Origin of the sequence: Paenibacillus sp. JZ16 (assembly GCF_015326965.1) — a bacterium.
Lineage (GTDB): Bacteria > Bacillota > Bacilli > Paenibacillales > Paenibacillaceae > Paenibacillus_AQ.
The window spans coordinates 6155145-6176023 of record NZ_CP017659.1; the positions used below are offsets into that span (position 1 = coordinate 6155145).

Consider the following 20879-nt stretch of genomic DNA (forward strand, 5'->3'; position numbering starts at 1 on the left):
GGGTGTCGCCCGTGGTTGGCCTATTCTTTATCGAAAGATTAGTCACCAATAGACCCTGATTCGGTATATGTTAAGGTATCCGGCCATACACATGACAGGGATGCGCTTTTTTGAATTAGGGCAATGAAACACTGCTGGTATCAAGGGGATGGGTACCTATGATATATCAGTAGGGGTTTTTCATATAGATAAGTTGTGAGAAGGGTGTGGAGTTATGGGTTTGCGGAAGGTGGCCGTTGTGACGCCGGGGTCCTTTGTGATTCCTTCGGGGAGGAGCAGCTCTGTCGAGCGTGTAGTGGAGCAGACCATTCCATTGGCACAGGGAGCCATGGATGTGCGCATATTTGGAGTGCTTGGAAAAGGACTCCCTTCAAAAGACACGATCAACGGCGTTCCGTGTTACCGCCTGCCATCGGGAGCGAATTATTATCCTTCCCTGCTGCGGAGGCTTCAGAAATGGAGACCGGATATTATCGAAGTACACAATCGCCCGCTGTTAGCTCAGCGTCTGAAGATGCATCTCCCGGATGTAAAGACTGTACTTAATCTCCATTCCAATACCTTTATATCGCCTCCGTATATGAGCGAGCAGCGGTTTGGAAACATCGCCAGGTGGATGGACGGCATCGTGGTGAACAGCCGTTTTTTGCTGGAAGATATCACGATAAGGCATCCAGAGCTGTCGGATAAAATTACGATCAATCATCTCGGAGTCAGTCTGGAGCATTTTACTCCGCCCTTCAGCCCGGCAGCCAAGGCATTGCGGGAAGCCCGACTTGCTCATTACGGATGGAACGGGCGGCGCATCATCCTGTTTGCCGGACGACTTATTCCGGATAAAGGCGTTCACCATTTGCTGGAAGCACTGCCGCAGATCATCGATAAGCATCCGGATGTACTGCTGCTCATTATCGGGAGCGCCGGATACGGATCGGACCGGGAAACTGCCTATGTGCGGGAATTGAAAAAAGCTGCAAGACCCTACCAGCATTGGGTAAACTTTCGCCCCTTTGTGCCATACCCGGCTATTGCGGATTGGTATTCGCTTGCAGACATCGTGGTTGTTCCGTCTGCACCCAGAGAGGCGTTTGGCCTCGTGAATGTGGAAGCTATGGCAGCAGGCGTGCCGGTCATCGCTTCAAGTGCCGGAGGAATTCCGGAAATTGTGGAAAACGGAGTGACGGGATATTTGGTGCAAAGCGATGAATTTCCTGCCGGACTTGCGCAGCAGATAAACAATCTGCTGCAGGACGAAAATCTTCGCAGACAGATCGGAATGGCCGGTCGCGAAACGGTGCGGCAGCGCTTCAGATGGGACCATACGGCCGAGCGCTGGGTTCATTTGATGCAGACCATCTGAGGATAACCGATGGAACAGTGGCAGGCGCCCCCCTTGCCGAATAGGATGAAGTAACGATTAGAAGCAGAGGAGAGAGCCGACAGTGAACAAAGCCAGAAGGATCACCAGGGGAAGAGGGAAGAGACCGTACCGGCGATATCCTGGCCGTCTCAAGACATCCGCGTACAGAACGGGCATTGATCGTGGCGGTACGGCCGAGTATGAATTGGCCGATGATACGATTGACGCGGCTCATCTTCGACATCGCAGTGTGAGAAGCGAGGCGATTGAAGACTATTCTGTATATAGCATTCACTTATCCCCTGAATCGATTACTTCCTCTAAAATTGCGAGCCATTCGGTGGGCTTGGCGCATTTGAGCTTTAATCCGGTACAAGGGATGCCTGACAGGCCGTTAATGCAGCAGTTCGGCGAGATGCCGTTCATGTTTCCCGAAGGCGTCGACACCATCGATGTTGCCGTCTCGCTCCACTCCCCTTATGCCGATGGAAATTATGTCATGGTGGTATCATGCAGCGACCCCGGGTTTCAAGCGGGGGTCAAGTCACGGAATGAGCTTCAGGCGATGGTCGGCATCACAAGGTCCGCAGGCAATCCGCATGCAGCCGGATGGTTATCATGGATAGCAATAGGCGGGCAATAGAATCGTACAAAAAGGGCAGGGAGTTTACTCCCCGCCCTTTTTGTATGTACAGATAGCGGATGGGGATAAGCGTTGGGGCGTAACCGTACATATGCCGTTACGATGAAGAAGAGCAAACATACAATAGGATAGATTGCCAAGGAGCAAGTGACCGTTACAAGGGAGGAGGAGTGCAAGTATGCGCAAAATGCAGCGGTTAAGGCCCCGAAGAAGGCCGGTTTCTCGGCGTCCTTCCAGGGAATCGTTGCAGCCACCCGCTATTCCTACCACCTACCGTCCTATGGAGCCACAGATCCCACGGGAGAATCACCCCCATCCTTGCGTGTCTGTCATTATTCCCGCTATGAATGAAGCCGGTAAGATTTCCGCGGTCATAGCAGAAGCGCGGGCGGTTCATCCCGAGACCGAGGTAATCGTTGTTGCGAACGGGTGTAAGGATCAGACCGCAGCTGTCGCAGAACGGATGGGAGCCAAGGTGTTGTCTTTTGCGGAGCCGCTGGGACACGATGTGGGACGAAGTGTGGGCGCAGAAGCAGCTAAAGGACGAATTCTTCTTTTTACAGACAGCGATATGGTTATTCCTTCCGGTGAGTTAAGGCCTTTCGTGCAGGCGGTTCAATCCGGCGTTGATGTGGCCTTGAACGATTATACCGGTCCTATCGATCGGCAGCCGGTTCACCGGGTTATTCTTGCGAAATATACATTAAATTCGATGCTGGGAAGATCTGATTTGCGGGGCGCGTCCATGACAGCTGTACCGCATGCCTTAAGCCGTCGTGCGCTGGAGACAATCGGTGCAAGTGAGCTGTCCATTCCGCCGAAAGCGCAAGCGGCTGCGGTGAACCGGGGGCTGCGTGTAGAGGCGGTCTATCGCGTGGAGGTTGGACGCTTGAATCCCGGTCGAATCCCGGGCAGAGATCCGCTGGAAATGCTGGTGCTTGGCGATCATTTGGAAGCACTGGAAGCCGTGATTGCAGAGCGTGGTATCCGGGGCGGATATCACGATGGTGGACGAAGACGGAGCGTGGTGAGGTGAGCACGTGCAAAAACGGATTCATAAAAAAATAAGTCGATCAGGATCTAAAGGCCGAAGACGTTTAAGGAAAGGTTCCTCACGGGTGGTGGCATACCGTTTAACACGGAGCAGCCGTTGGGAACGGCTCGCGCTGAGTGCGGGAGGTATGTCCGGGAGAAGACGAGGGGCCGCCTCCAAAAGGGATGCATCCATGGCTTTGGGTCAATGGCTGGCTTCCAGCGGAATCCCCCAGCACCAGCTCTATCACGTTCTGCCGGGGGTAGCGGAAGCGTTCCGACGAGGATACGCCAGAGGGGCCAGGCAGTCGATTCCGGCACCGCTGCTGCCGCCTCTGAACGGGCGTGCTTCCGTTATCGTGTCCGCCTGCAACGAAGCGGGTTCCATTCCGATGGTGCTGCGAGAGCTAAAGCGGCTTCCATTTCATGAAATCATCGTTGTCGAGAATGGGAGCCATGATCATACGTACGCGGCAGCGCGTGCATTTGAAGGGGTTACGGTGATCCACATTCCCGAGCGGCTGGGGCATGATGTGGCCCGTGCCTTGGGAGCGAAGATGAGCACCGGGGACATCGTTCTGTTCATGGACGGGGATATGCCGGTGCCTGCGGAGAAGCTGAGTTCCTATCTGGTTGCGGCAGATCGCGGAGTGGATGTGGCATTGAATGATATCATGCCATTGCTGCCGGAATTTGGCCGCCAAGATGAAGTTACCCGCTGCAAAACATTTCTCAACCGCATGCTGGGACGTGACGATCTGGAGGCCAATTCGCTAACTGCTGTTCCCCATGCGATGACAAGGCAGGCGCTGGAGAGTATCGGTTATGCGAATCTTTCAGTCCCTCCCAGAGCCCAGACGTTGGCCATAAGACAGGGGCTTCGAATTGAAGCGGTGCAGACCGTGGATGTTTTGAGCGTAAACCGGCGAAGGAAGACGAATCGCGGCAAGGACAATCCAGTGGCAAAGCTGATCATTGGCGATCATATCGAAGCCCTGGGAGATACGATGAAAAACCTTGGCGGGCGCCTTCAATGGGGACAGGTGTCACGGACGGAATTAGCCTTACGGAGGAACAGCCTATGAGCGGACTAACGAGTATTATTATTCCCACGTATAACGGACTGCATCTGCTCCGTACCTGTGTGGAGCATATCCGGGCATATACCGATGTCCCCTACGAGATTATTGTGGTGGACAATGGCTCACGGGATGGAACCGGTGAATATTGTGTACGGGAAGGGCTTTTGCTTGTCTCGCTGCCCGAAAACACCGGTTTCCCCATCGCGTGTAACCATGGTCTCCGGTTGGCATTGGGAGATCAATTATTGCTGCTGAACAATGATGTTTTTGTTTCGCCGCGGTGGCTGACGTTATTGCAAGAAGCGTTATACAGCCAGGAAGAGATCGGGGTCGTGGGGCCTGTAACGAATTACGCAAGCGGTATCCAGCAGGTAAAGGTAGATTATACGGACAGAGCAGGCTACATCCGGGAGGCAGAACGCTGGAATGTACCGAATGCGGCACTGTGGCACGAAGTGAATCGTATCGTGGGGTTATGCTATTTGTTTAGGCGCACGGTCATGGATCGGGTGGGATACCTGGATGAGATGTTCTCGCCCGGACACTATGAGGATGATGATTACTGCTATCGCGCCCGCCTTGCAGGGTTCAAGCTGGTGGTGGCAGGGAATGTGCTGGTGCACCATGAAGGGAGTGCAAGCTTCCGAACCCGGTTCCCGAGCGGATTCCAGGAGTTGATTGAACGAAACCGGAGACGGTTTGTAGAGAAGTGGAATGTAGACCCATTACAATTCATCGAGGAGAGAGGTGACGCATCATGAAGGGCGTATTGCTGGCAGGGGGGAACGGCACCCGACTACTTCCGCTGACGAAATATATGAATAAGCACCTGCTTCCGGTAGGAAAGCATCCGATGATTGCATATGGAATCCACAAGCTGCATCAGGCGGGCATCGATGACATTTTATTGATTACCGGCTCCAAATCGGTTGGCCTGTACGCCGAATATTTGGAGAACGGACGGAGCTTTGGTGTCAATTTGACCTATAAGGTGCAGGAGCAGGCAGGCGGAATTGCGGAGGCGTTGGAGCTGGCGAAAGGATTTATACCTCACGGTGAAAAATTCGTTGTTCTGCTGGGGGATAACCTGTTTCAGGATGATTTAAAGCCGTTCATTCAGCATTATGTACAGCAGCCTTCCGGTACGGCTATGGTACTGCTTAGTCCTACGGATAGCCCCCATCGGTATGGCGTACCTGTATTTGCGGAGGATGGCAGCGGGAAATTGCTTTTCATTGAGGAAAAACCCGTAAATCCCCGGAGCCGTCATGCGGTGACGGGAATATATATGTATGACCATAGCGTATTTGATATCATCAGCCGAATCAGTCCGTCAGAACGAGGGGAATTGGAGATTACCGATGTCAACAATCTGTATGCAGCCAACGGGACATTAATGTATGACATCCTGCAGCAGTGGTGGTGCGATGCCGGCACTTTTGAATCGTTGCAGGAGGCGGCTGTGCATATGAAGGATGAATTGCCATGAAAAAACGGCGTGCAGTTCGGGCTGCAGTCCATACCGGAGAGCAGCGAGAGGGGGGCGTATCGGGCGAGCATTACCGAGCCGGTTATGAGGCCGGTTATGCTCTCGGGCTAAGGCTTGGGCAGGAGGACCGGGGCAGTGTGTTCGAAGGAACGAGCATTATTATCCCTGCGGATTCTCAGCATGATGCAGCGGTTCAAGTCATACAGCATATTGAGACAATGACTCCCCATCTCTATGAGGTGCTTGTTGCCGATGCTGGCGCCACAGCGAATACGAGGCGGTATATTCATGATCGAAGAGGAGTCGTGCGTCACATCAAGGGGAATAGTGGAGATCATCTAGCCCGCGTAGTGAATAAGGCGATTTCAGCTTCACTTGGCGAGCATATCGCCATATTGGCCAACGATCCTCCACATATGGATAACTGGCTTGGGGTTCTGATGTGCGAGTTTGAGCGTGAACCTGGTATAAAAATGGTCTACGCCAGTTCTGCAGCAACGGGTTTAGGAGCTGCATTAGTGGGCGAGGAGAAGTCAGCTCTGCCGAGTTCCTCGCCCAGTCCATTGAGCTGTTTGCTGTTCAGACGATCGCTCCCGGCAGAGATCGGAATGTGGACGGAAGAGATCCTTTCCGCGGAAGACCATATGCATAGATGGCTTGAACGGATACCCGCGGAACAGAGATTACAGATAGAGGCATCATCTATATTTTGCAAGCGGGAAGATATGATTTGATTGTTGCACGGAGAATCCGTTTTCCGCATATGCTGAACTGATAGAAGAGTGAAGGGGAGTACCGACGTGGAGAGCAAAATCGATGATATGATAGCGCATCTTTCGCATTCTCAACAGCAGCTGGCCCGGATTTTGGAAGCTCAGCGCCATGCTGCTGTTCGCATGGCTCAAATTATACATTCTCTTCCTGAATATGAATTTCAGCTTGCAGAAGGACCGAAATCATCAGGAGGACAGACGACCCAAATCAATCGCAGCATCGTGTCTTATTTGAATGCCATGGCGGATCTGCAGCAAACCGCAGCAGATAGCCTGGAGATCGTGTTAAAGGAAATGAGAGACCAAGAGGAAGAATAACCCGGTAATCTTACCGGATGACAGAGGAGGCGGGAATGCAGGTGAGCAAAGAAGAGTCTTTGATGCGAATGCTGGAAGCAGCCGTAGCCATTCAGCGCGAGACCTCTCTGATCCTGGAAGGGAAGGCGGTCGAAGCTGAAAAAGTTCGCGAGTGGGTGCTTTCGCAGGATCCCTCTACCGGCGGATTGAAGGATTCGCTGGTGATGCATGAGCAGATCGTGGAGCAGATTGAAGGACTGACCCGAATCGGATCAGGGCTCTGCCGGAATCTGCGTGTGGCTTTAGGTACCGATGATCAGGCGTCAAGCGGAGGTTTTGATGAATTTGATTTTGGAGATTCGGATTGATGATTACACGCACCCACCGGGAACATGAAGCAAGGGTAGCCATGATATCATCTATCGCCAGAAGCCAGGAGGCATTGGCCGGCATTTTGGAGAATATCGCCGAAGTCTCGGCCCATTCCGACGTGACTGCGAAAAAGCTTGCTGAGAATATCCGGCTATTAACCGGTTACCAGTCGGTTATGACGGAGATGCTGACAGGCATACCGCTGAACCGAACGAAACGGGGGTCTCCTTCTTCCCCATGGCTTGCAGCCGGAAGGATTGCAAGCCACGGTACAGCAGACCAGGAACAAACCACGCACTTGGGAGGTTAATGACAGGATGAAAGTAAAAATAAAGGGCTTGCGAAAGAGCGGACGTGCACGTCGTGCCGGCAGCAAGAGATTGTCCTTGGCTGTAAGACGCTTGAAGATTGTTAAAGGTGCCAGACGGCGTCGTGGCGGAAACTTGAGTTTGCGTAAACGCCGCGGGATTCGAGGCCGCTATCGTTTACGAAGAGGAGGGCGCGTTTTCTATCCCGCCTCATCCCAGGCGTATAACCAAGGTTATAGTCAGGCATATGACGAAGGATTTAAATCGGGATTTGCGAAGGGTTATGAAGACGGGCAAATCCCTCCTGCACCTGTATGAAGGCGGACAGGGCGGCTCTCACGGAAGGTTTCGAATCCGTGAAGGACCGCTCTTTTTTTATTTTCACTCGCCGTTTTCAAGGGGGCGATACGTAAGGGCATACGCCAAATTCCCGGTTCAAGGGACAATCGTCCATGATGCATTCGTCCTCTTGGCATATAGTTATATGAACCTTTGTAAATCCCATAAGAGACAGGGTGAAGATGGTGAGCTTATCGTTTCTTACAGGTCAGAAGGAGGGCTACCAGGCAGGTTACAGTGAAGGTTACCGTTTGGGGGGGTGCCGTGCGCTGATGGAACGTATTCCAGTCGAGCCCTCGCCATATTTCAATCTGAAAATTCTGTATGTCCCTCAAGGATTTGAGTCCATTGATGAAGGGGTAGTCAAGGGACTTGGCCGAATCGTTCAGGAATGTATCGTGGTGCCGCCGGAACAAGTGGTGGAGGTAGCGCTGCAGCAAAAGCCGGATATCATTCTGGTGATGAACGGCTTGCACGTATTTCCGGAGGGGTTTCGCCATTCCATGAATCAGCTCCGGAACCTCGGCTTCCGGACGGCCATTTGGTTTGTCGATGACCCTTATTTTACGGAGGAGACACCGGGATTGGCACAGCACTTTGATGTTGTGTTCACGCATGAGCTGAGCTGTGTTTCATTGTATCAAAGCGTTGGGGTGAAGGAAGTGCATTATCTTCCGCTTGGCGTTCATCCGGAACTATTCACCCCTACGATGGCAGGGCCGGCATATCGTTCTGACATTTGTTTCATCGGGAACGCGTTCCGCAACCGTGCGGCACTGTTTGATGAATTGGCCCCGTTCTTGAAAGGGAAGCAGGTTCGTATTATCGGAGGCTACTGGGAACGACTTGCCCGTTATAAAGAACTCTCCCCGTTTGTGTACAGCGGCTTCATTCCGCCTGCTGAAACCGTGAAATTCTACAACGGCGCCAAAATTGTGATCAACCTGCACCGGCCCACACAAAGCGGTGACGATAACCGCAACAGCCTGAATTATCCGGGACGTTCGATCAACCCGCGCACCTTTGAGATCAATGCTTGCGGTACGCTGCAGATCACGGATATCCGTGAGGATCTGAGCCAGTATTATACGCCAGGAATCGACATCGAAACCTTTGGCTCCGTTCCGGAATTGAAACATAAGATTTCCTATTATCTCTCTCAAGAGGATCAGCGCAGAAGTATAGCGCAGCGGGCGCTTCAGACAACGATGACAAGACATACGTATGTTCACCGACTGCCGGAACTTCTGACTTTGATCGAAGCCAATCGATAGGACGGACTTTGTTTTTCGTTCAAGCAAATATCAGGGAGGAGCGAAGCGGATGGCTAGAAGTTTAGTTACAGGACCACGTCGGTCCGCCGTATCCGATGCATACGGGCAAGGCAGGAATGCCGGTCTTCAAGCGGGATACGATGAAGGGTACTTCCGGGGGAAATCACAAGGCATCGTCAACCGGATTGTATACACCCCGCCTGTGCGGGATATCCATGTCTTGTTTGTCAGTTCGGGAAAAGGATTTCCCTACTCGCCGATTGACGAGGCGATTATCGGCACGCTGCATGGCATGGTACGTCAGCTTTCGCTGACGGATGCGAAGCAGGATGTAGCAGCGGAAGCAAGCCGCACCAGGCCGGATCTAGTGCTGGTGCTGGACGGCATGTATCTTCCTGTGGAACAGATGGATGCCGTTCGGGCCATGGGGATTCGGACAGCCGTATGGATGACCGACGATCCGTATTATACCGATATGACCATAGGCTGGGTTCATCACTATGATTATGTGTTTACGCTGGAGTTTAACTGCGTGGCCCATTATCAGAACTTGGGCTGCGCTCAGGTTCATTATTTGCCATTCGCTGCATTTCCCGGTCATTATCGTCCGATCGTCAAACCTGGAGCGGCAACCCGCGATATCAGTTTTGTCGGTACAGCCTACCCGAAGCGGATTCAGTTCTTTGAGCCCATTATGGATCAACTGATGGCGCACCGTACATTTATAAACGGAAATTGGTGGGAACGATTCCCTGGGTATGGGCGATATAACAACCGAATCGAGGTCAACAAGTGGATGGGCCCCGCGGAAACGGCAGACGTATACAACAGTGCCAAGATTATCATCAATCTGCACCGTGCGGTAGATGACGACGACATTAATCAAAATAGAGGTCATATTCCTGCGGCGTCCCCGAACCCTCGGACGTTTGAGATCAGTGCCTGCGGTACGCTTCAACTCTGTGATGAGCGCGCGGATCTGGCACGCTTTTACACGCCGGGTGTGGAGATTGAGACATACCGATCGCCTGGTGAACTGCTGGAGAAGATTGAGTATTACCTTACGAATGACCAACTGCGTAAAGATATTGCCCATCGTGCGCTGGAGAGAACGTTTCAGGAGCATACCTATGCGCATCGGCTGAACACGATGTTCTCGGTCATCTTCCCTTGATCGATATTCAGAAATAGATGAATGTTGGGGGAACAAGCGTCGTTGCGGTATCTTTGTCTCCCTAATATATTGTACCAACTGGGTGAAAAGGAGGTGGATCGCATCCGGTACTGCGAGAATCACGGTTACTGAAGATGCGGACGATACCGATGGCCCTTAAACCGAAAATGTTGATTTTTTCACACGTATCCAATCCTTCAAGCATTACGGGAGCGGAGAAGCTGCTTCTGTTCTTCTGCGGGCAGTTAGCTCCATACTTCGATTGTGTTCTGGTTGCACCGAATGAAGGCCGGTTGACCATGCTGGCCAGACAATCCGGGATTATGGTCAAAATATACAAAATCCCATTGCTTCACAGTATATATACACCTGGTGCCCATCTTATGAACGAAGCGGAAAAGTTAATGACAACACCTGTATTCCGTGCCTTGACAAAATGGATAGCAAATGAAGGACCTCAGGTGATCCTTACCAATACCTGCGTGCATTTTATGCCGGCGGCTGCCGGAAAACGACTCGGGATTCCCGTGATGTGGCAGCTGACAGAAAAAATTACGGATAACGGGTATGCCCATTTCTCCACTTCGTTAATCCATCAGTACAGCAGTTGGATCATCAGTATTTCCGAATCGGTAGCCGAGAGCTTCCCGCCGGAAGTGAGGCAGACGAAGATGACGGTTCTTCCTCCATCCTGGAGCGAGTCTGACATTCAGCCGGAAGCATGGCCGGGATGGAGGGCTTCCTACCGGGAGAAGCTTGGGATCACATCGAACAGACCTGTAATTGGAATGATCTCGTCGTTTCTGATCGAGAGCAAAGGGGTCCATCATTTTATCGACATGGCGCTTTCACTCAAGGATGCCTATCCGGACGCGGTCTTCCTCATTGTTGGCAGCGTGCTGGACCTGGACTATGAGAGATTGTGCCGCGATCGGATTGCTTGGTCCGGAGCTCAGCACCGATTCATATTCGCCGGTACCCAGGATGATATCACTCAGGTGTACTGTGCACTCGATGTTGTTGTTGTACCGAGCGTGGTACCGGAGGGATTCGGGTTGACGGCACTGGAGGGCCTGATGTACGGAAAACCGGTTGTTGCCTATGCCTCAGGAGGACTCCAGGAAGTGTTGACAGCTGCCGGCTGTCCGCAACTGCTAGCCGACCCAGGGAGTACGGCCTCTCTGGTGGAGAAAGTAAGGTCCATACTGGATCAGCCGGATCAGGGAGTTTCCTTGGGAATGCAGAACCGGATGCAAGCACAGGCTGTTTATGGTCCTGCGATGTACCAGGTACGAGTGAACGAAATGGTTTCCCGGTGGATGAATGAGCATCCTGAGTGGTTCCAGGCGACGGCAAGAACGGCGAAGCACCGGGCTGCTCCGACGAGACGGCATAAACAGCAGCGTAAGCGGATCCGGAAGAAACGCGGCAAAGCCGGACTGCGCCGAATAATCCCTCGCACGAGAACCAGAAGAACAGAAGGAAAACCGACCAGGCGACGGGCATCAAAGCCTAGACAACGCAGAACGTCCGCAAGGCGACGGAAGGCATAAGACGAGGGGAAAGGCAGAGCGGTCCTCAGGCTTCTGAGACATTGAGAAGCAGATATGCATTCACCTCTGCCTCCTCACGAATACGGGAAGAATGGTCGTGCTGCGGAAAGATCGCCTTCGGATCTGTGATTAACTTGGCAAGGGAGAATCCGATATGAAAGTCATGACAATCTTGGGTACGAGGCCCGAAATTATCCGATTAAGCTTGATCATTCCTCTATTAGACCAGTATGCAACGAGGCATGTGCTCGTGCATACAGGGCAAAATTTCACGAATACCTTAAGCGGGGTGTTCTTCTCGGAGATGGGACTCCGCAGTCCGGATTACGTCCTTCAGGACCGTCAGGCAACGCTCGGAGGCCAGCTGTCGGTCATGTTCAGCCGTATGGAAGAAATCTTGGAGCAGGAGAAGCCCGATACCGTTCTGCTGCTAGGCGATACAAACAGCGCGCTTTGCGCTGTGCTGGCTGAGCGTCTGGGGTATCCCGTGGTGCATATGGAAGCGGGGAACCGCTGCTTTGATCTTGATGTGCCTGAAGAGAAGAACCGCAAAGTCATTGATGCGGTATCCTCTATCAACATGCCTTATACGAACTATAGCAAGAATCATCTGCTTCGCGAGGGTGTGCCGAGTCAGCGTATCGTTCTGACAGGGAACCCGATCTATGAAGTCATGAAACATTATGAAACTCAGGTCAATCAAAGCCGGATCATGGAGCAGCTGTCCTTGTCGCCTCAGCAATATTTTCTGGTCACGATACACCGCTCCGAGAATGTGGATCGACCTGAGAATTTAAAGGAAATTTTAAATGGGTTAAACGCGGTTGCGGAAACGTTCGGACACCGGCTCATATGCAGCCTTCATCCCCGGACGGCTTCGCGCCTTGAAGGGGCGAAGGAGGTTAGTCTCCATCCGCTCATTGAATTCCACGAGCCGTTTGGCTTTTTTGATTTTGTGAGGCTCGAGAAGGATGCTCTCTGTGCCATCACCGACAGCGGCACGGTACAAGAGGAATGCTGCATCATGCACGTACCCACAGTAACGGTTCGGCGGACGACGGAGCGACCGGAAACTGTGGATTGCGGAAGTAACATCGTATCCGGCTTGAGTGCCGACCGGATCCATGGAGCGGTCAAATTGATGACTCAATTGAGTCGCGACTGGAAGTGCCCGGACGGATACTTGGCGGACAATGTGTCGCGTACCGTCGTAAAATATGTGCTTGGAGGGAAAGTGAATGTTCACTAATCAACGGATTTTGGTGACTGGCGGCACAGGCTCTTGGGGACATGAACTGATCAGCCAGCTACTGCCGCTAAATCCTAAGCAGGTCATCGTCTATTCCAGAAGCGAGGCTACGCAAGTGGCCATGGACCGTGAGTTTGAAGATCCGAGACTCACTTTCCGAATTGGGGACATCCGCGACAAGGAAGCTCTTACGGCAGCCTGCCAGGATGTCGATTACGTCTTTCATCTTGCGGCGCTGAAACATGTGCCTGTATGTGAGGAGCATCCCTATGAAGCTCTGAAAACCAATGTAGTAGGCACGCAGCATGTCATTGAAGCAGCCATTGAAAACCAAGTGAAAAAAGTGATATATATTTCAACGGATAAAGCTGCAAATCCATCCAACTTTTACGGCATGACCAAGGCGATTGGCGAAAAGCTGATTGTATATGCTAATCTGTTGAGTAATCACACCAAATTCGTTTGCGTGCGGGGCGGCAATGTTCTCGGAACGAACGGGAGCGTCGTTCATGTATTCAAGAATCAGATTCGGCAAAAGGGACAGATCAGCATCACCGATCACAACATGACCCGTTTCTTCCTGACCTTGAAGGACGCAATCTCCTTGCTCTTCAAAGCGTCGATTGAAAGCATAGGCGGCGAAATCTTCGTTATGACGATGCCGACCTGCCGCATCGTGGATTTGGCGGAAGTGCTTATAGAGGCTTCCGGGCGAAACGACGTCACAGTGGTTGAAACCGGAATTCGACCGGGAGAGAAGATCCATGAAATACTCATGAGTGATTTTGAAAGCCAGACAACCGTTGTTTACGACGACGAATATTTGGTCATATTACCAACTTTAGATATTCCTGATCTGAAGGAACGGTATCAACACCTGCCCAAAGTGTCTTTCAACAGCTTCAGCTCGGAGCATCAATTGATGACGAAGGTCGAAATACGGGATATTCTGCGCCGCGGAGGATTCTTGCCATGAAGATGCTCATTCTCGGGGGAAATGGCATGGCGGGACATATGCTTGTACAGTACTTTCAGTTATCCGGCAAGCATCATGTCTTTTATACGACCCGGGACAGAAGCGATTCACAAGGCCTGGTGCTCGATGTAACCGATATGAGTGCTGTAGAGCATATCGTGAAGGCGGTTGGGCCCGATATCATCATCAACGCCGTAGGCGTCTTGAATCAACGAGCTGAGGAAGACAAGATAAACGCGTATCATATCAACGGTTTTTTACCTCATCGGTTGCGATATTTAGCGAATAGCATTTCAGCCAGACTTATTCATATCAGCACGGATTGCGTGTTTCTGGGGACCAAGGGAGGCTATCGGGAAGATGATCTTCCCGATGGTGTGACTTCCTATGCGGTAACCAAAGCGCTGGGCGAGGTCCAAGACCCGGATCACTTGACGATTCGAACCTCGATCATCGGACCAGAAATTCGGCAGAGCGGAATCGGCCTGTTTAACTGGTTTATGAAGCAGCGAGGCGAGGTTTCCGGCTACCGGGCTGTGCTATGGAACGGTGTTACAACGCTGGAGCTTGCCAAAGCGATCGAATTCTTCATGAACAAGGACGTGGGGGGGCTCATCCATCTCGGACATCCGAATCCGGTAAGCAAATATGAGTTGCTGCTGTTGTTCAAGGACATATGGGGGAAACACGATGTGGTTGTGGTCCCGACCGACGAGTTTGTTCAGGATCGGACGCTGCGCAGCACGCGACTCGATGCAACCTATCCATTTCCGGATTATGCTCAAATGTTAAAGGAGATGTATGAATGGCAGCAGAAACATTAACAAACAAAAAACTGCTGATCACAGGAGCCACAGGTTTTACCGGCTTACATGCTTGTGCTTATTTCGTCCGGCAGGGCTGTACGGTCGTTGCTGCCGGTCGAAATAAGAAAACGCTGGATTCGATACAAGGCGTCATTTCCGCCGAGTGTCACCTGGAGGATCGTGAACAGGTGAATGACCTTATTCGAAATAACCTTCCCGATTATATTTTACATTTAGCCGGAAAAAATTCAGCATCGGAGTCGTGGAAGCATCCTGCTTCATATATGGAGAGTAATGTTATGGGTACCATCTATCTGCTTGAGGCTGTTCGGCAGCACTGTCCGGAGAGTCGCATGGTGATGGTTGGGTCCAGACTAAGCGTAGATCCCGCAAAAGGCGCGGCCGCCGTTCCTCATCCATACAGCCTTAGCAAAACCTTTGCCAGTTGGTCCGCAGCGGCCTGGCACAGCATGTTTAACCAGCATATCGTCCTTGCTGAGCCGTCCAATCTGATTGGCCCTGGAGAATCGACAGGATTCTGCACGCTGCTTGCCCGGTATATTGCAGGCTGTGAAGCGGGTAGGGGCCTGCCGCTATTCCGTATCAGTTCCCGATTCGAATCCAGGGACTTTCTGGACGTTCGGGATGCGGTAGCTGCATACGGCGTACTTCTGAAGAGCGGGTCTTCCGGCATGACGTATCCCATCGATTCGGGGAAAGAGCATACGCTTGGAGAGCTGGCTGAGCGCTTACTGAAGGAGACCGGGACGGCGGTGCCCATCGATTGGGGACCTGAATCCGCCTCGCTTTCGTTGGATTCGTTAAATAAGGGGACCGGGGGGCAGCAAGGGGCCGGGCTCCTCAAAGCGCTGGGATGGAGCCCGCAATACGTCCTGGAGCAATCGCTTGCCGATATTATGGATGACGCCAGAATACAGGTGCAGTCCTCCACTTCATAAGTAAATTGAAATAAAACGCCGATGGATGCTCGTGATCTAATCGGTGTTTTTTTGTCCATAAAATTAGGCTTGATCATCAGTAATCTTCCATGTTAAAACCTTTCAGCATACCACTTCTGCCGCAAGGTCATCCTATACGATGTTAATACACTCATTATAGAGATGGAGGATGAATCATGATTAAATCCAAGGCCCTCAACCTGACCGTCTCCACGGCATTGCTGCTGAGTATGGCTGCAGTAGCAGGATGCGGTAACGCCAACGACGGCAACACGACACGTACGAACAATGTGGACAGTGGCCGTATCGGTGTGAATTCCGTACGGAACAACCAGAACGTCCGCAGCACGCAGCAGCATGACCTGACCAACCTGAAATACAGCAAAACGCTGTCGAAGAAAGTTTCGGATATCAGTGGTTTAGGTACAGCGCATGTATTCGTGACGAACCGCAATGCGTATGTATCGCTGTCCCGGGATGGCATGAACACGAATAACATCAACGGTCGTGTGACAGGTATGAGCACTGGAGCTAATCGTGCCACTGACCGTACGCTGACGGGCACGAACACCACGAATGTCAGAAACCGTACCTTCGGTACCTCAGGTACAGGCAGCGTCGGTCTCCTGCAAGGAATGGCAAACGACACAAGACGTGCTGTGGACAATACGACAGGTCTTGGAACAGGTTTAGGCCGTAATGCCGATAACCGCGGCTTCGGTGTAAATGGAACGACAACCAATGGCGGATTTGGCGGCAGCAATTATAATACGTTAAACGGAACACGCACGAATGGACTGATGGGTACTAACGGAACGAACGGTACGACAAATGACACTCATATGGGAACAGGCATCAATGGCGTTCCTTATGGCACTTACAACAACAATAATATGGGCATCATGAGCAACAATCGTGAAGAGGTTCCTCAACATGTACGTCAGGAGATTACGAGCAAAATTCGCAAGACCGCTCCGCATATCAGTCAAGTATATGTTTCCACGGATGAGGATTTTTATCAGCATGCCAATCGTTTTGGAACTGACGGTAATGCAGCGAACACGGTTGGAACGCTTACGCGCGATTTCGGCACATGGATTAACCGTGTGTTCCCACTGAACCTTGGCGGTCGTGACGGCATGAACGATACCCGCGGCAACCTGATGAAGAATGATACGGATGACGGTTGGTTTGGCGGTAATCGGAACAGCCGGTAAAACTTCTATACCAAAAGGAGCTGCTCTTTAGGAATGAAATCATCCCTAAAAAGGCAGCTCCTTTGCTATGTCTGCTATAAGTAATAATCAATCAGGATTAATGTTTGCGTTGTCCTTGAATCCAGACGCCTTGAAGCTCCAGATCACTTGAAAGCATCAGCACATCGGCAAGCTTGCCGGCTTCAAGAGAGCCTGTAAGATCTGCGATGCCGATCTTTGCGGCGGGATTGAGACTTCCAACGAGGGAAGCCTGCTCAATGCTTAACCCAACCTCTCGGACCAACAGCTGAAAGCCCTTGATCATCGTCAGTGTACTGCCAGCCAGGCTGTCTCGGTTGCTCTTGAGCGTGGCGATGCCGTTCTCGACAACAACCGGCAGGTCACCAATCGTATATTCGCCGTCAGCCATACCGGTAGCGGACATCGCGTCGGTAATCAGAATCAGATTTCCGTCTTGCTTCATGCGGGCCAGAATCCGAATGGCTGCGGGGTGGACATGGATACCGTCAGCGATAATCTCGCAGCTTAAGCGATCATCACTGAGCATCGCGCCCACCACGCCAGGCTTGCGGTGGTGCAGTCCTGTCATCGCATTGAACGTATGCACGCCATGGCTAAGACCTGCTTCAACGGCGGCTTCGACTTCCTCATAGGTGGCATCTGTATGCCCCAAGGCGGCTACGATCCCGTGGGTGTTCAGCCAAGAGATAGCCTCTAGTGCTCCCTCTCGCTCGGGTGCGAGCGTCACCTGGCGGATCAGGCCATGGTAAGTGGATACCCACTCTTCCAGCCAATCGATATTAGCGTGGACGATATGCTCCGGATTTTGTGCGCCGGGCCATTTCGGACTGATAAAAGGGCCTTCCAGATGTACGCCCACCAGTCTTGTGTAAGGCATGCCTTGGCTCTGGTAGTCGTTAACTTCTTGCAGCACATGGTCGATGGCTGCCTTAGGGGCCGTCATCGTGGTAGCAAGCATGGCCGTTGTTCCCTGGGAGCTGTGGAACGACGTGATTTTATCCAGGACATCCTTGGAGGCATCCATGAAATCTTCACCGTTACCCCCATGTACGTGGATATCAATAAAACCGGGAATAATGTACCCATCCGGTTGATGGATCACTTCCGCTGCGGCCTGCTTCAGATCGGCAGGGAGTCCGGAAGCATCACCGGCGTAGGAGATGCTCTCACCTTGAATCGCCAGCACGCCGTCTTCGCAGATGCCGTTTGGCGTCAGGACTTGACCATACAGCAATTGGACAGATTCTTTTCGTTCGCCGCTCATACCAGCAGTCTCCCCGCACCTTGATCCAAAAGGACAACCACGTTCGGATGACATTGAAGCAGCGATGCCGGACATTGTGTGGTAATCGGTCCTTGCAATGCACGGTGAACAATTTCCGCTTTATCCTCACCACGGACGAGGAGAAGGATTTGCCGGGCTTTCAAGATCGTGGCAACGCCCATCGTAATCGCATGGGTTGGAACATCATCCAGGGTAGGGAAGAATCTTGCATTGGCGTTGCGTGTTTTCTCTTGCAGCTCAACCACATGCGTACCCCCACTCAAGGCTTCACCAGGTTCGTTAAAACCGATGTGTCCGTTATGTCCAAGGCCGAGAAGCTGGAGATCAACCGGGCCGAATTCTTCCAACATTTTATCGTAATTCAGGCATTCTGCTTTCGCATCGGCAGCATTTCCGTTCGGCACATGGGTCCGTTCGATCTGGATGTCCACATGATTGAAGAACTTCTCATTCATGAAAGTGCGGTAGCTCTCGGGATGGTTCTCGGGAAGGCCTACATATTCGTCCAGATTATATGTTGTGGTCTGGGCGAAGCTGACCAGGCCCTGACGGTTCATTTCAATCAGTTTGGCATAGAGCCCGACCGGTGTGCTTCCTGTAGCCAGTCCCAGCTTAGCGCGCGGATTGGTGTGAAGCAGGCTGGAGATCAGGTTGGCACCTGTTTGCACAAATTGCTCTTCATCGCGGAATGTGTAAATATTCATTGGTTATTATCCTCCTCGGCTTTTGCGATAGTTTTGAACATTAAGATATGATTGCTCCAGACGGGGAACATACGTAGAGAAGTCCCGACTGGCCATACCCATGAACAGGATGTCGATAATGTGAAGCTGAGCGATACGCGAAGCCATGTCTCCCCGCCGCATTCCTTCCTCTAATGAAGATGAATACAGTGTGATGTCTGCCAGAGCGGAGATGGCGCTGCTTCGGTACGAGGTGATGCTGATCGTGAAGGCGCCGGCGTCTTTGGCACAAGTCAACGCATCGATGGTCTCCGGTGTTTCGCCGGAGTATGAAACAGCAACGGCAACATCGCTTGAAGCCAGGGTAGAGGCTGATGTGATCTGCATATGCGAATCTGCGAAAGCCGTGCAGTTTTTGCCGATCCGGATCAGCTTCTGGTAGAAGTCCTGTGCCACAATGGAAGAGGTAGCCACTCCGTACAGATCAATGCGCTTCGCGCGGCATAGGGCATCCACGGCACGCTCCAGCTGACCCAGATCGAGCAGCTCTGTCGTATCCCGTATCGAAGTCAGATGATTGGATTCAATCGCCTCGACGATGCCGGCAAGCGCGTTGCCGGCAACGATATCCTGATAGCGCGTATTTCCCGTGCGTGAGGCCATTTCGGCATGAGCGATCTCGGCGGCGAGCTTGAGCTTAAAATCAGGATACCCCTTACACTGAAAGTTCTTACAAAAACGGGTTACGGTGGCAGCGCTGACCTCACACTGCTCTGCAAGATCTTTAATGCCCATATGCACAATCTCGGATGGAGCTGTCAAAATAAACTCTGCGAGCCGTCGTTCCTGACGGGGCAGACTTTCCTTTTCGACAGAAATAATATGCAAGATTGGTGTCATCACAAGCCTCCTTCAAGGTTCCCGGTGAGCTTATTGCTTGGGCATAACAAATGGGATTCCATTTCTGAAAATAATTTTTATAAATATGAAAAAATAAAGAAAATTATTTTTACACCATCATCATAGACCAACCCTCGAGAGGAAGCAAGGACAAAAATCGCCAATACGGGCAAATCGCCCAAATTGTTCGCCTCTTTCGCACCTTCCCCCCTCATCTTACATAAGATGAGTTGACTGTATCCCTTACCCTTGTTAGACCACACATACCCGGGCAAGGAGGGGTGACACCATTGAAGGGGACCGACCATAACAGCAAGTTCTTGTTAACCCACCGTGAACGCGAAGTGTTTGAATTGCTAGTGCAGGACAAAACGACTCGCGATATCGCCGGGCAGTTGTTTATTAGCGAAAAGACGGTGCGTAACCACATCTCCAATGTCATGCAGAAATTAAACGTCAAGGGCCGTTCGCAAGCTGTCGTTGAGTTGATAAAACTCGGTGAGTTGAAGATCTGACACCATGCCGGTTGCATGAACGAAAGCACAGCGAAAGCCTTCCTTCCCGTAGCAACGGGAGTGAGAAGGCTTTTTTGTGTTTTCATTGCGGAAGTCCGGTTATATTCTGTGATTAGAAATGGGCAGAAACTGCCATGACAAATACAAGATATGTTAAAATGTTCGCAAATGTATTAATGTAGCGACGTCGTTTATACGTGATCATGGAGTGTAAATCTGCTAATCGTTTTTTAGCTATTTTGTACAAATAGCCTGCACATGTCGGAGGTGAAATAAACATGGGATGGATGATCGGGATGATGACCGGGGCCGTTCTAGTCCTTCTTGCAATTGTATGGATCAGACGCAAGAAAAGAAGCGGAAGGGAACGTAATGTTATCCATCTGAACACAACAACGCGAACCCGGAGCGGTCAGCACGGACAAGCATGCAGTAAATGCCGGCGCAAGCGACAATTAATCTTTTACGCGGATGACGCCGGCGCCGTAAGAGGGCTGTGCACCGATTGCAAAAGAGAGCTTGAGCGGCATCAGGAATTATATCCGGTATAGTATGTTTGGCTGTATATGAGA

At 51.7% G+C, this 20879-nt stretch carries 24 protein-coding genes; 21 read left to right on the forward strand and 3 right to left on the reverse strand.

The window, feature by feature from the left end:
- Nucleotides 1–214 precede the first annotated feature (214 nt).
- From BJP58_RS27445 to BJP58_RS27535, 19 genes are all read left to right on the forward strand, one after another.
- Entirely contained in the window at nucleotides 215–1360 is a 1146-nt protein-coding gene (locus BJP58_RS27445; protein WP_194541421.1) for a glycosyltransferase family 4 protein, read from the forward strand.
- 82 nt (nucleotides 1361–1442) lie between these two features.
- Nucleotides 1443–2003: a WIAG-tail domain gene (locus BJP58_RS27450; protein WP_194541422.1), complete on the forward strand. Its 561-nt coding sequence runs from the start codon at nucleotides 1443–1445 to the stop codon at nucleotides 2001–2003.
- Between the two features lie 178 nt (nucleotides 2004–2181).
- Nucleotides 2182–3039 (forward strand): glycosyltransferase family 2 protein, encoded by an 858-nt coding sequence (locus BJP58_RS27455; RefSeq protein ID WP_194541423.1) that lies wholly within the window; start codon nucleotides 2182–2184, stop codon nucleotides 3037–3039.
- Between the two features lie 190 nt (nucleotides 3040–3229).
- Complete coding sequence (locus BJP58_RS27460; RefSeq protein WP_233354785.1) at nucleotides 3230–4120, forward strand: glycosyltransferase family 2 protein; 891 nt, start codon at nucleotides 3230–3232, stop codon at nucleotides 4118–4120.
- Nucleotides 4117–4878, forward strand: coding sequence for a glycosyltransferase family 2 protein (locus BJP58_RS27465; RefSeq protein ID WP_194541425.1), 762 nt, complete (start codon nucleotides 4117–4119; stop codon nucleotides 4876–4878). The genes BJP58_RS27460 and BJP58_RS27465 overlap by 4 nt, the downstream gene beginning before the upstream one ends.
- The gene (locus tag BJP58_RS27470) at nucleotides 4875–5606 is read left to right on the forward strand and encodes a sugar phosphate nucleotidyltransferase (RefSeq protein WP_194541426.1); all 732 of its coding nucleotides are present in this window, start codon (nucleotides 4875–4877) and stop codon (nucleotides 5604–5606) included. Before BJP58_RS27465 ends, BJP58_RS27470 begins: the two co-directional genes overlap by 4 nt.
- Nucleotides 5603–6340, forward strand: a complete 738-nt coding sequence (locus BJP58_RS27475; RefSeq protein ID WP_194541427.1) for a glycosyltransferase — start codon at nucleotides 5603–5605, stop codon at nucleotides 6338–6340. Before BJP58_RS27470 ends, BJP58_RS27475 begins: the two co-directional genes overlap by 4 nt.
- A 48-nt stretch (nucleotides 6341–6388) precedes the next feature.
- Nucleotides 6389–6697: a nucleoside-diphosphate sugar epimerase gene (locus tag BJP58_RS27480; protein ID WP_374198209.1), complete on the forward strand. Its 309-nt coding sequence runs from the start codon at nucleotides 6389–6391 to the stop codon at nucleotides 6695–6697.
- A 35-nt stretch (nucleotides 6698–6732) separates the two neighbouring features.
- Complete coding sequence (locus tag BJP58_RS27485) at nucleotides 6733–7044, forward strand: alpha-helical endospore appendage domain-containing protein (RefSeq protein WP_233354786.1); 312 nt, start codon at nucleotides 6733–6735, stop codon at nucleotides 7042–7044.
- Nucleotides 7044–7358 (forward strand): hypothetical protein, encoded by a 315-nt coding sequence (locus BJP58_RS27490; protein WP_194541428.1) that lies wholly within the window; start codon nucleotides 7044–7046, stop codon nucleotides 7356–7358. The genes BJP58_RS27485 and BJP58_RS27490 overlap by 1 nt, the downstream gene beginning before the upstream one ends.
- Before the next feature lie 7 nt (nucleotides 7359–7365).
- Nucleotides 7366–7674, forward strand: a complete 309-nt coding sequence (locus BJP58_RS27495) for a hypothetical protein (RefSeq protein WP_074961975.1) — start codon at nucleotides 7366–7368, stop codon at nucleotides 7672–7674.
- 203 nt (nucleotides 7675–7877) lie between these two features.
- Nucleotides 7878–8969, forward strand: coding sequence for a CgeB family protein (locus BJP58_RS27500; RefSeq protein WP_194541429.1), 1092 nt, complete (start codon nucleotides 7878–7880; stop codon nucleotides 8967–8969).
- A gap of 49 nt (nucleotides 8970–9018) precedes the next feature.
- Entirely contained in the window at nucleotides 9019–10143 is a 1125-nt protein-coding gene (locus BJP58_RS27505) for a CgeB family protein (RefSeq protein ID WP_071223476.1), read from the forward strand.
- A 167-nt stretch (nucleotides 10144–10310) separates the two neighbouring features.
- A complete protein-coding gene (locus BJP58_RS27510; protein WP_233354787.1) occupies nucleotides 10311–11696 on the forward strand; it encodes a glycosyltransferase in 1386 nt (461 codons plus the stop codon).
- A gap of 154 nt (nucleotides 11697–11850) precedes the next feature.
- Nucleotides 11851–12945 carry a non-hydrolyzing UDP-N-acetylglucosamine 2-epimerase gene (gene wecB / locus BJP58_RS27515; protein ID WP_194541430.1) on the forward strand — a complete coding sequence of 365 codons (1095 nt, stop codon included), beginning with the start codon at nucleotides 11851–11853 and terminating at the stop codon, nucleotides 12943–12945.
- Nucleotides 12935–13921: a polysaccharide biosynthesis protein gene (locus BJP58_RS27520; RefSeq protein WP_071223473.1), complete on the forward strand. Its 987-nt coding sequence runs from the start codon at nucleotides 12935–12937 to the stop codon at nucleotides 13919–13921. The genes wecB and BJP58_RS27520 overlap by 11 nt, the downstream gene beginning before the upstream one ends.
- Nucleotides 13918–14745, forward strand: coding sequence for an SDR family oxidoreductase (locus BJP58_RS27525; protein WP_071223472.1), 828 nt, complete (start codon nucleotides 13918–13920; stop codon nucleotides 14743–14745). The genes BJP58_RS27520 and BJP58_RS27525 overlap by 4 nt, the downstream gene beginning before the upstream one ends.
- Entirely contained in the window at nucleotides 14727–15686 is a 960-nt protein-coding gene (locus BJP58_RS27530; protein ID WP_194541431.1) for an NAD-dependent epimerase/dehydratase family protein, read from the forward strand. Before BJP58_RS27525 ends, BJP58_RS27530 begins: the two co-directional genes overlap by 19 nt.
- Before the next feature lie 176 nt (nucleotides 15687–15862).
- The gene (locus tag BJP58_RS27535) at nucleotides 15863–16903 is read left to right on the forward strand and encodes a YhcN/YlaJ family sporulation lipoprotein (RefSeq protein ID WP_194541432.1); all 1041 of its coding nucleotides are present in this window, start codon (nucleotides 15863–15865) and stop codon (nucleotides 16901–16903) included.
- A 97-nt stretch (nucleotides 16904–17000) separates the two neighbouring features.
- Here BJP58_RS27535 and nagA read toward each other — a convergent pair whose 3' ends face one another.
- The 3 genes from nagA to BJP58_RS27550 are packed head-to-tail and all read right to left on the reverse strand — an operon-like array spanning nucleotide 17001 to nucleotide 19792.
- Nucleotides 17001–18188, reverse strand: coding sequence for an N-acetylglucosamine-6-phosphate deacetylase (gene nagA, locus BJP58_RS27540; protein WP_194541433.1), 1188 nt, complete (start codon nucleotides 18186–18188; stop codon nucleotides 17001–17003).
- Nucleotides 18185–18913, reverse strand: coding sequence for a glucosamine-6-phosphate deaminase (nagB, locus tag BJP58_RS27545; protein WP_194541434.1), 729 nt, complete (start codon nucleotides 18911–18913; stop codon nucleotides 18185–18187). The genes nagA and nagB overlap by 4 nt, the downstream gene beginning before the upstream one ends.
- Nucleotides 18914–18919: 6 nt before the next feature.
- Nucleotides 18920–19792, reverse strand: coding sequence for a MurR/RpiR family transcriptional regulator (locus BJP58_RS27550; protein WP_194541435.1), 873 nt, complete (start codon nucleotides 19790–19792; stop codon nucleotides 18920–18922).
- 290 nt (nucleotides 19793–20082) lie between these two features.
- On the opposite strand from BJP58_RS27550, the gene BJP58_RS27555 reads away from it, so the two are divergent.
- Nucleotides 20083–20307 (forward strand): helix-turn-helix domain-containing protein, encoded by a 225-nt coding sequence (locus BJP58_RS27555; protein WP_006208732.1) that lies wholly within the window; start codon nucleotides 20083–20085, stop codon nucleotides 20305–20307.
- 278 nt (nucleotides 20308–20585) lie between these two features.
- Nucleotides 20586–20858 carry a hypothetical protein gene (locus BJP58_RS27560; protein WP_194541436.1) on the forward strand — a complete coding sequence of 91 codons (273 nt, stop codon included), beginning with the start codon at nucleotides 20586–20588 and terminating at the stop codon, nucleotides 20856–20858.
- The last annotated feature ends 21 nt before the right edge of the window (nucleotides 20859–20879 follow it).

Coding starts and splice junctions, on each gene's coding strand:
- BJP58_RS27445 (WP_194541421.1), top strand. CDS start 215: ATGGGTTTGCGGAAGGTGGCCGTTGTGACGCCGGGGTCCTTTGTGATT.
- BJP58_RS27455 (WP_194541423.1), top strand. CDS start 2,182: ATGCGCAAAATGCAGCGGTTAAGGCCCCGAAGAAGGCCGGTTTCTCGG.
- BJP58_RS27460 (WP_233354785.1), top strand. CDS start 3,230: ATGGCTTTGGGTCAATGGCTGGCTTCCAGCGGAATCCCCCAGCACCAG.
- BJP58_RS27465 (WP_194541425.1), top strand. CDS start 4,117: ATGAGCGGACTAACGAGTATTATTATTCCCACGTATAACGGACTGCAT.
- BJP58_RS27470 (WP_194541426.1), top strand. CDS start 4,875: ATGAAGGGCGTATTGCTGGCAGGGGGGAACGGCACCCGACTACTTCCG.
- BJP58_RS27475 (WP_194541427.1), top strand. CDS start 5,603: ATGAAAAAACGGCGTGCAGTTCGGGCTGCAGTCCATACCGGAGAGCAG.
- BJP58_RS27485 (WP_233354786.1), top strand. CDS start 6,733: ATGCAGGTGAGCAAAGAAGAGTCTTTGATGCGAATGCTGGAAGCAGCC.
- BJP58_RS27490 (WP_194541428.1), top strand. CDS start 7,044: ATGATTACACGCACCCACCGGGAACATGAAGCAAGGGTAGCCATGATA.
- BJP58_RS27495 (WP_074961975.1), top strand. CDS start 7,366: ATGAAAGTAAAAATAAAGGGCTTGCGAAAGAGCGGACGTGCACGTCGT.
- BJP58_RS27500 (WP_194541429.1), top strand. CDS start 7,878: ATGGTGAGCTTATCGTTTCTTACAGGTCAGAAGGAGGGCTACCAGGCA.
- BJP58_RS27505 (WP_071223476.1), top strand. CDS start 9,019: ATGGCTAGAAGTTTAGTTACAGGACCACGTCGGTCCGCCGTATCCGAT.
- BJP58_RS27510 (WP_233354787.1), top strand. CDS start 10,311: ATGTTGATTTTTTCACACGTATCCAATCCTTCAAGCATTACGGGAGCG.
- wecB (WP_194541430.1), top strand. CDS start 11,851: ATGAAAGTCATGACAATCTTGGGTACGAGGCCCGAAATTATCCGATTA.
- BJP58_RS27520 (WP_071223473.1), top strand. CDS start 12,935: ATGTTCACTAATCAACGGATTTTGGTGACTGGCGGCACAGGCTCTTGG.
- BJP58_RS27525 (WP_071223472.1), top strand. CDS start 13,918: ATGAAGATGCTCATTCTCGGGGGAAATGGCATGGCGGGACATATGCTT.
- BJP58_RS27530 (WP_194541431.1), top strand. CDS start 14,727: ATGGCAGCAGAAACATTAACAAACAAAAAACTGCTGATCACAGGAGCC.
- BJP58_RS27535 (WP_194541432.1), top strand. CDS start 15,863: ATGATTAAATCCAAGGCCCTCAACCTGACCGTCTCCACGGCATTGCTG.
- nagA (WP_194541433.1), bottom strand. CDS start 18,188: ATGAGCGGCGAACGAAAAGAATCTGTCCAATTGCTGTATGGTCAAGTC.
- nagB (WP_194541434.1), bottom strand. CDS start 18,913: ATGAATATTTACACATTCCGCGATGAAGAGCAATTTGTGCAAACAGGT.
- BJP58_RS27550 (WP_194541435.1), bottom strand. CDS start 19,792: ATGACACCAATCTTGCATATTATTTCTGTCGAAAAGGAAAGTCTGCCC.
- BJP58_RS27560 (WP_194541436.1), top strand. CDS start 20,586: ATGGGATGGATGATCGGGATGATGACCGGGGCCGTTCTAGTCCTTCTT.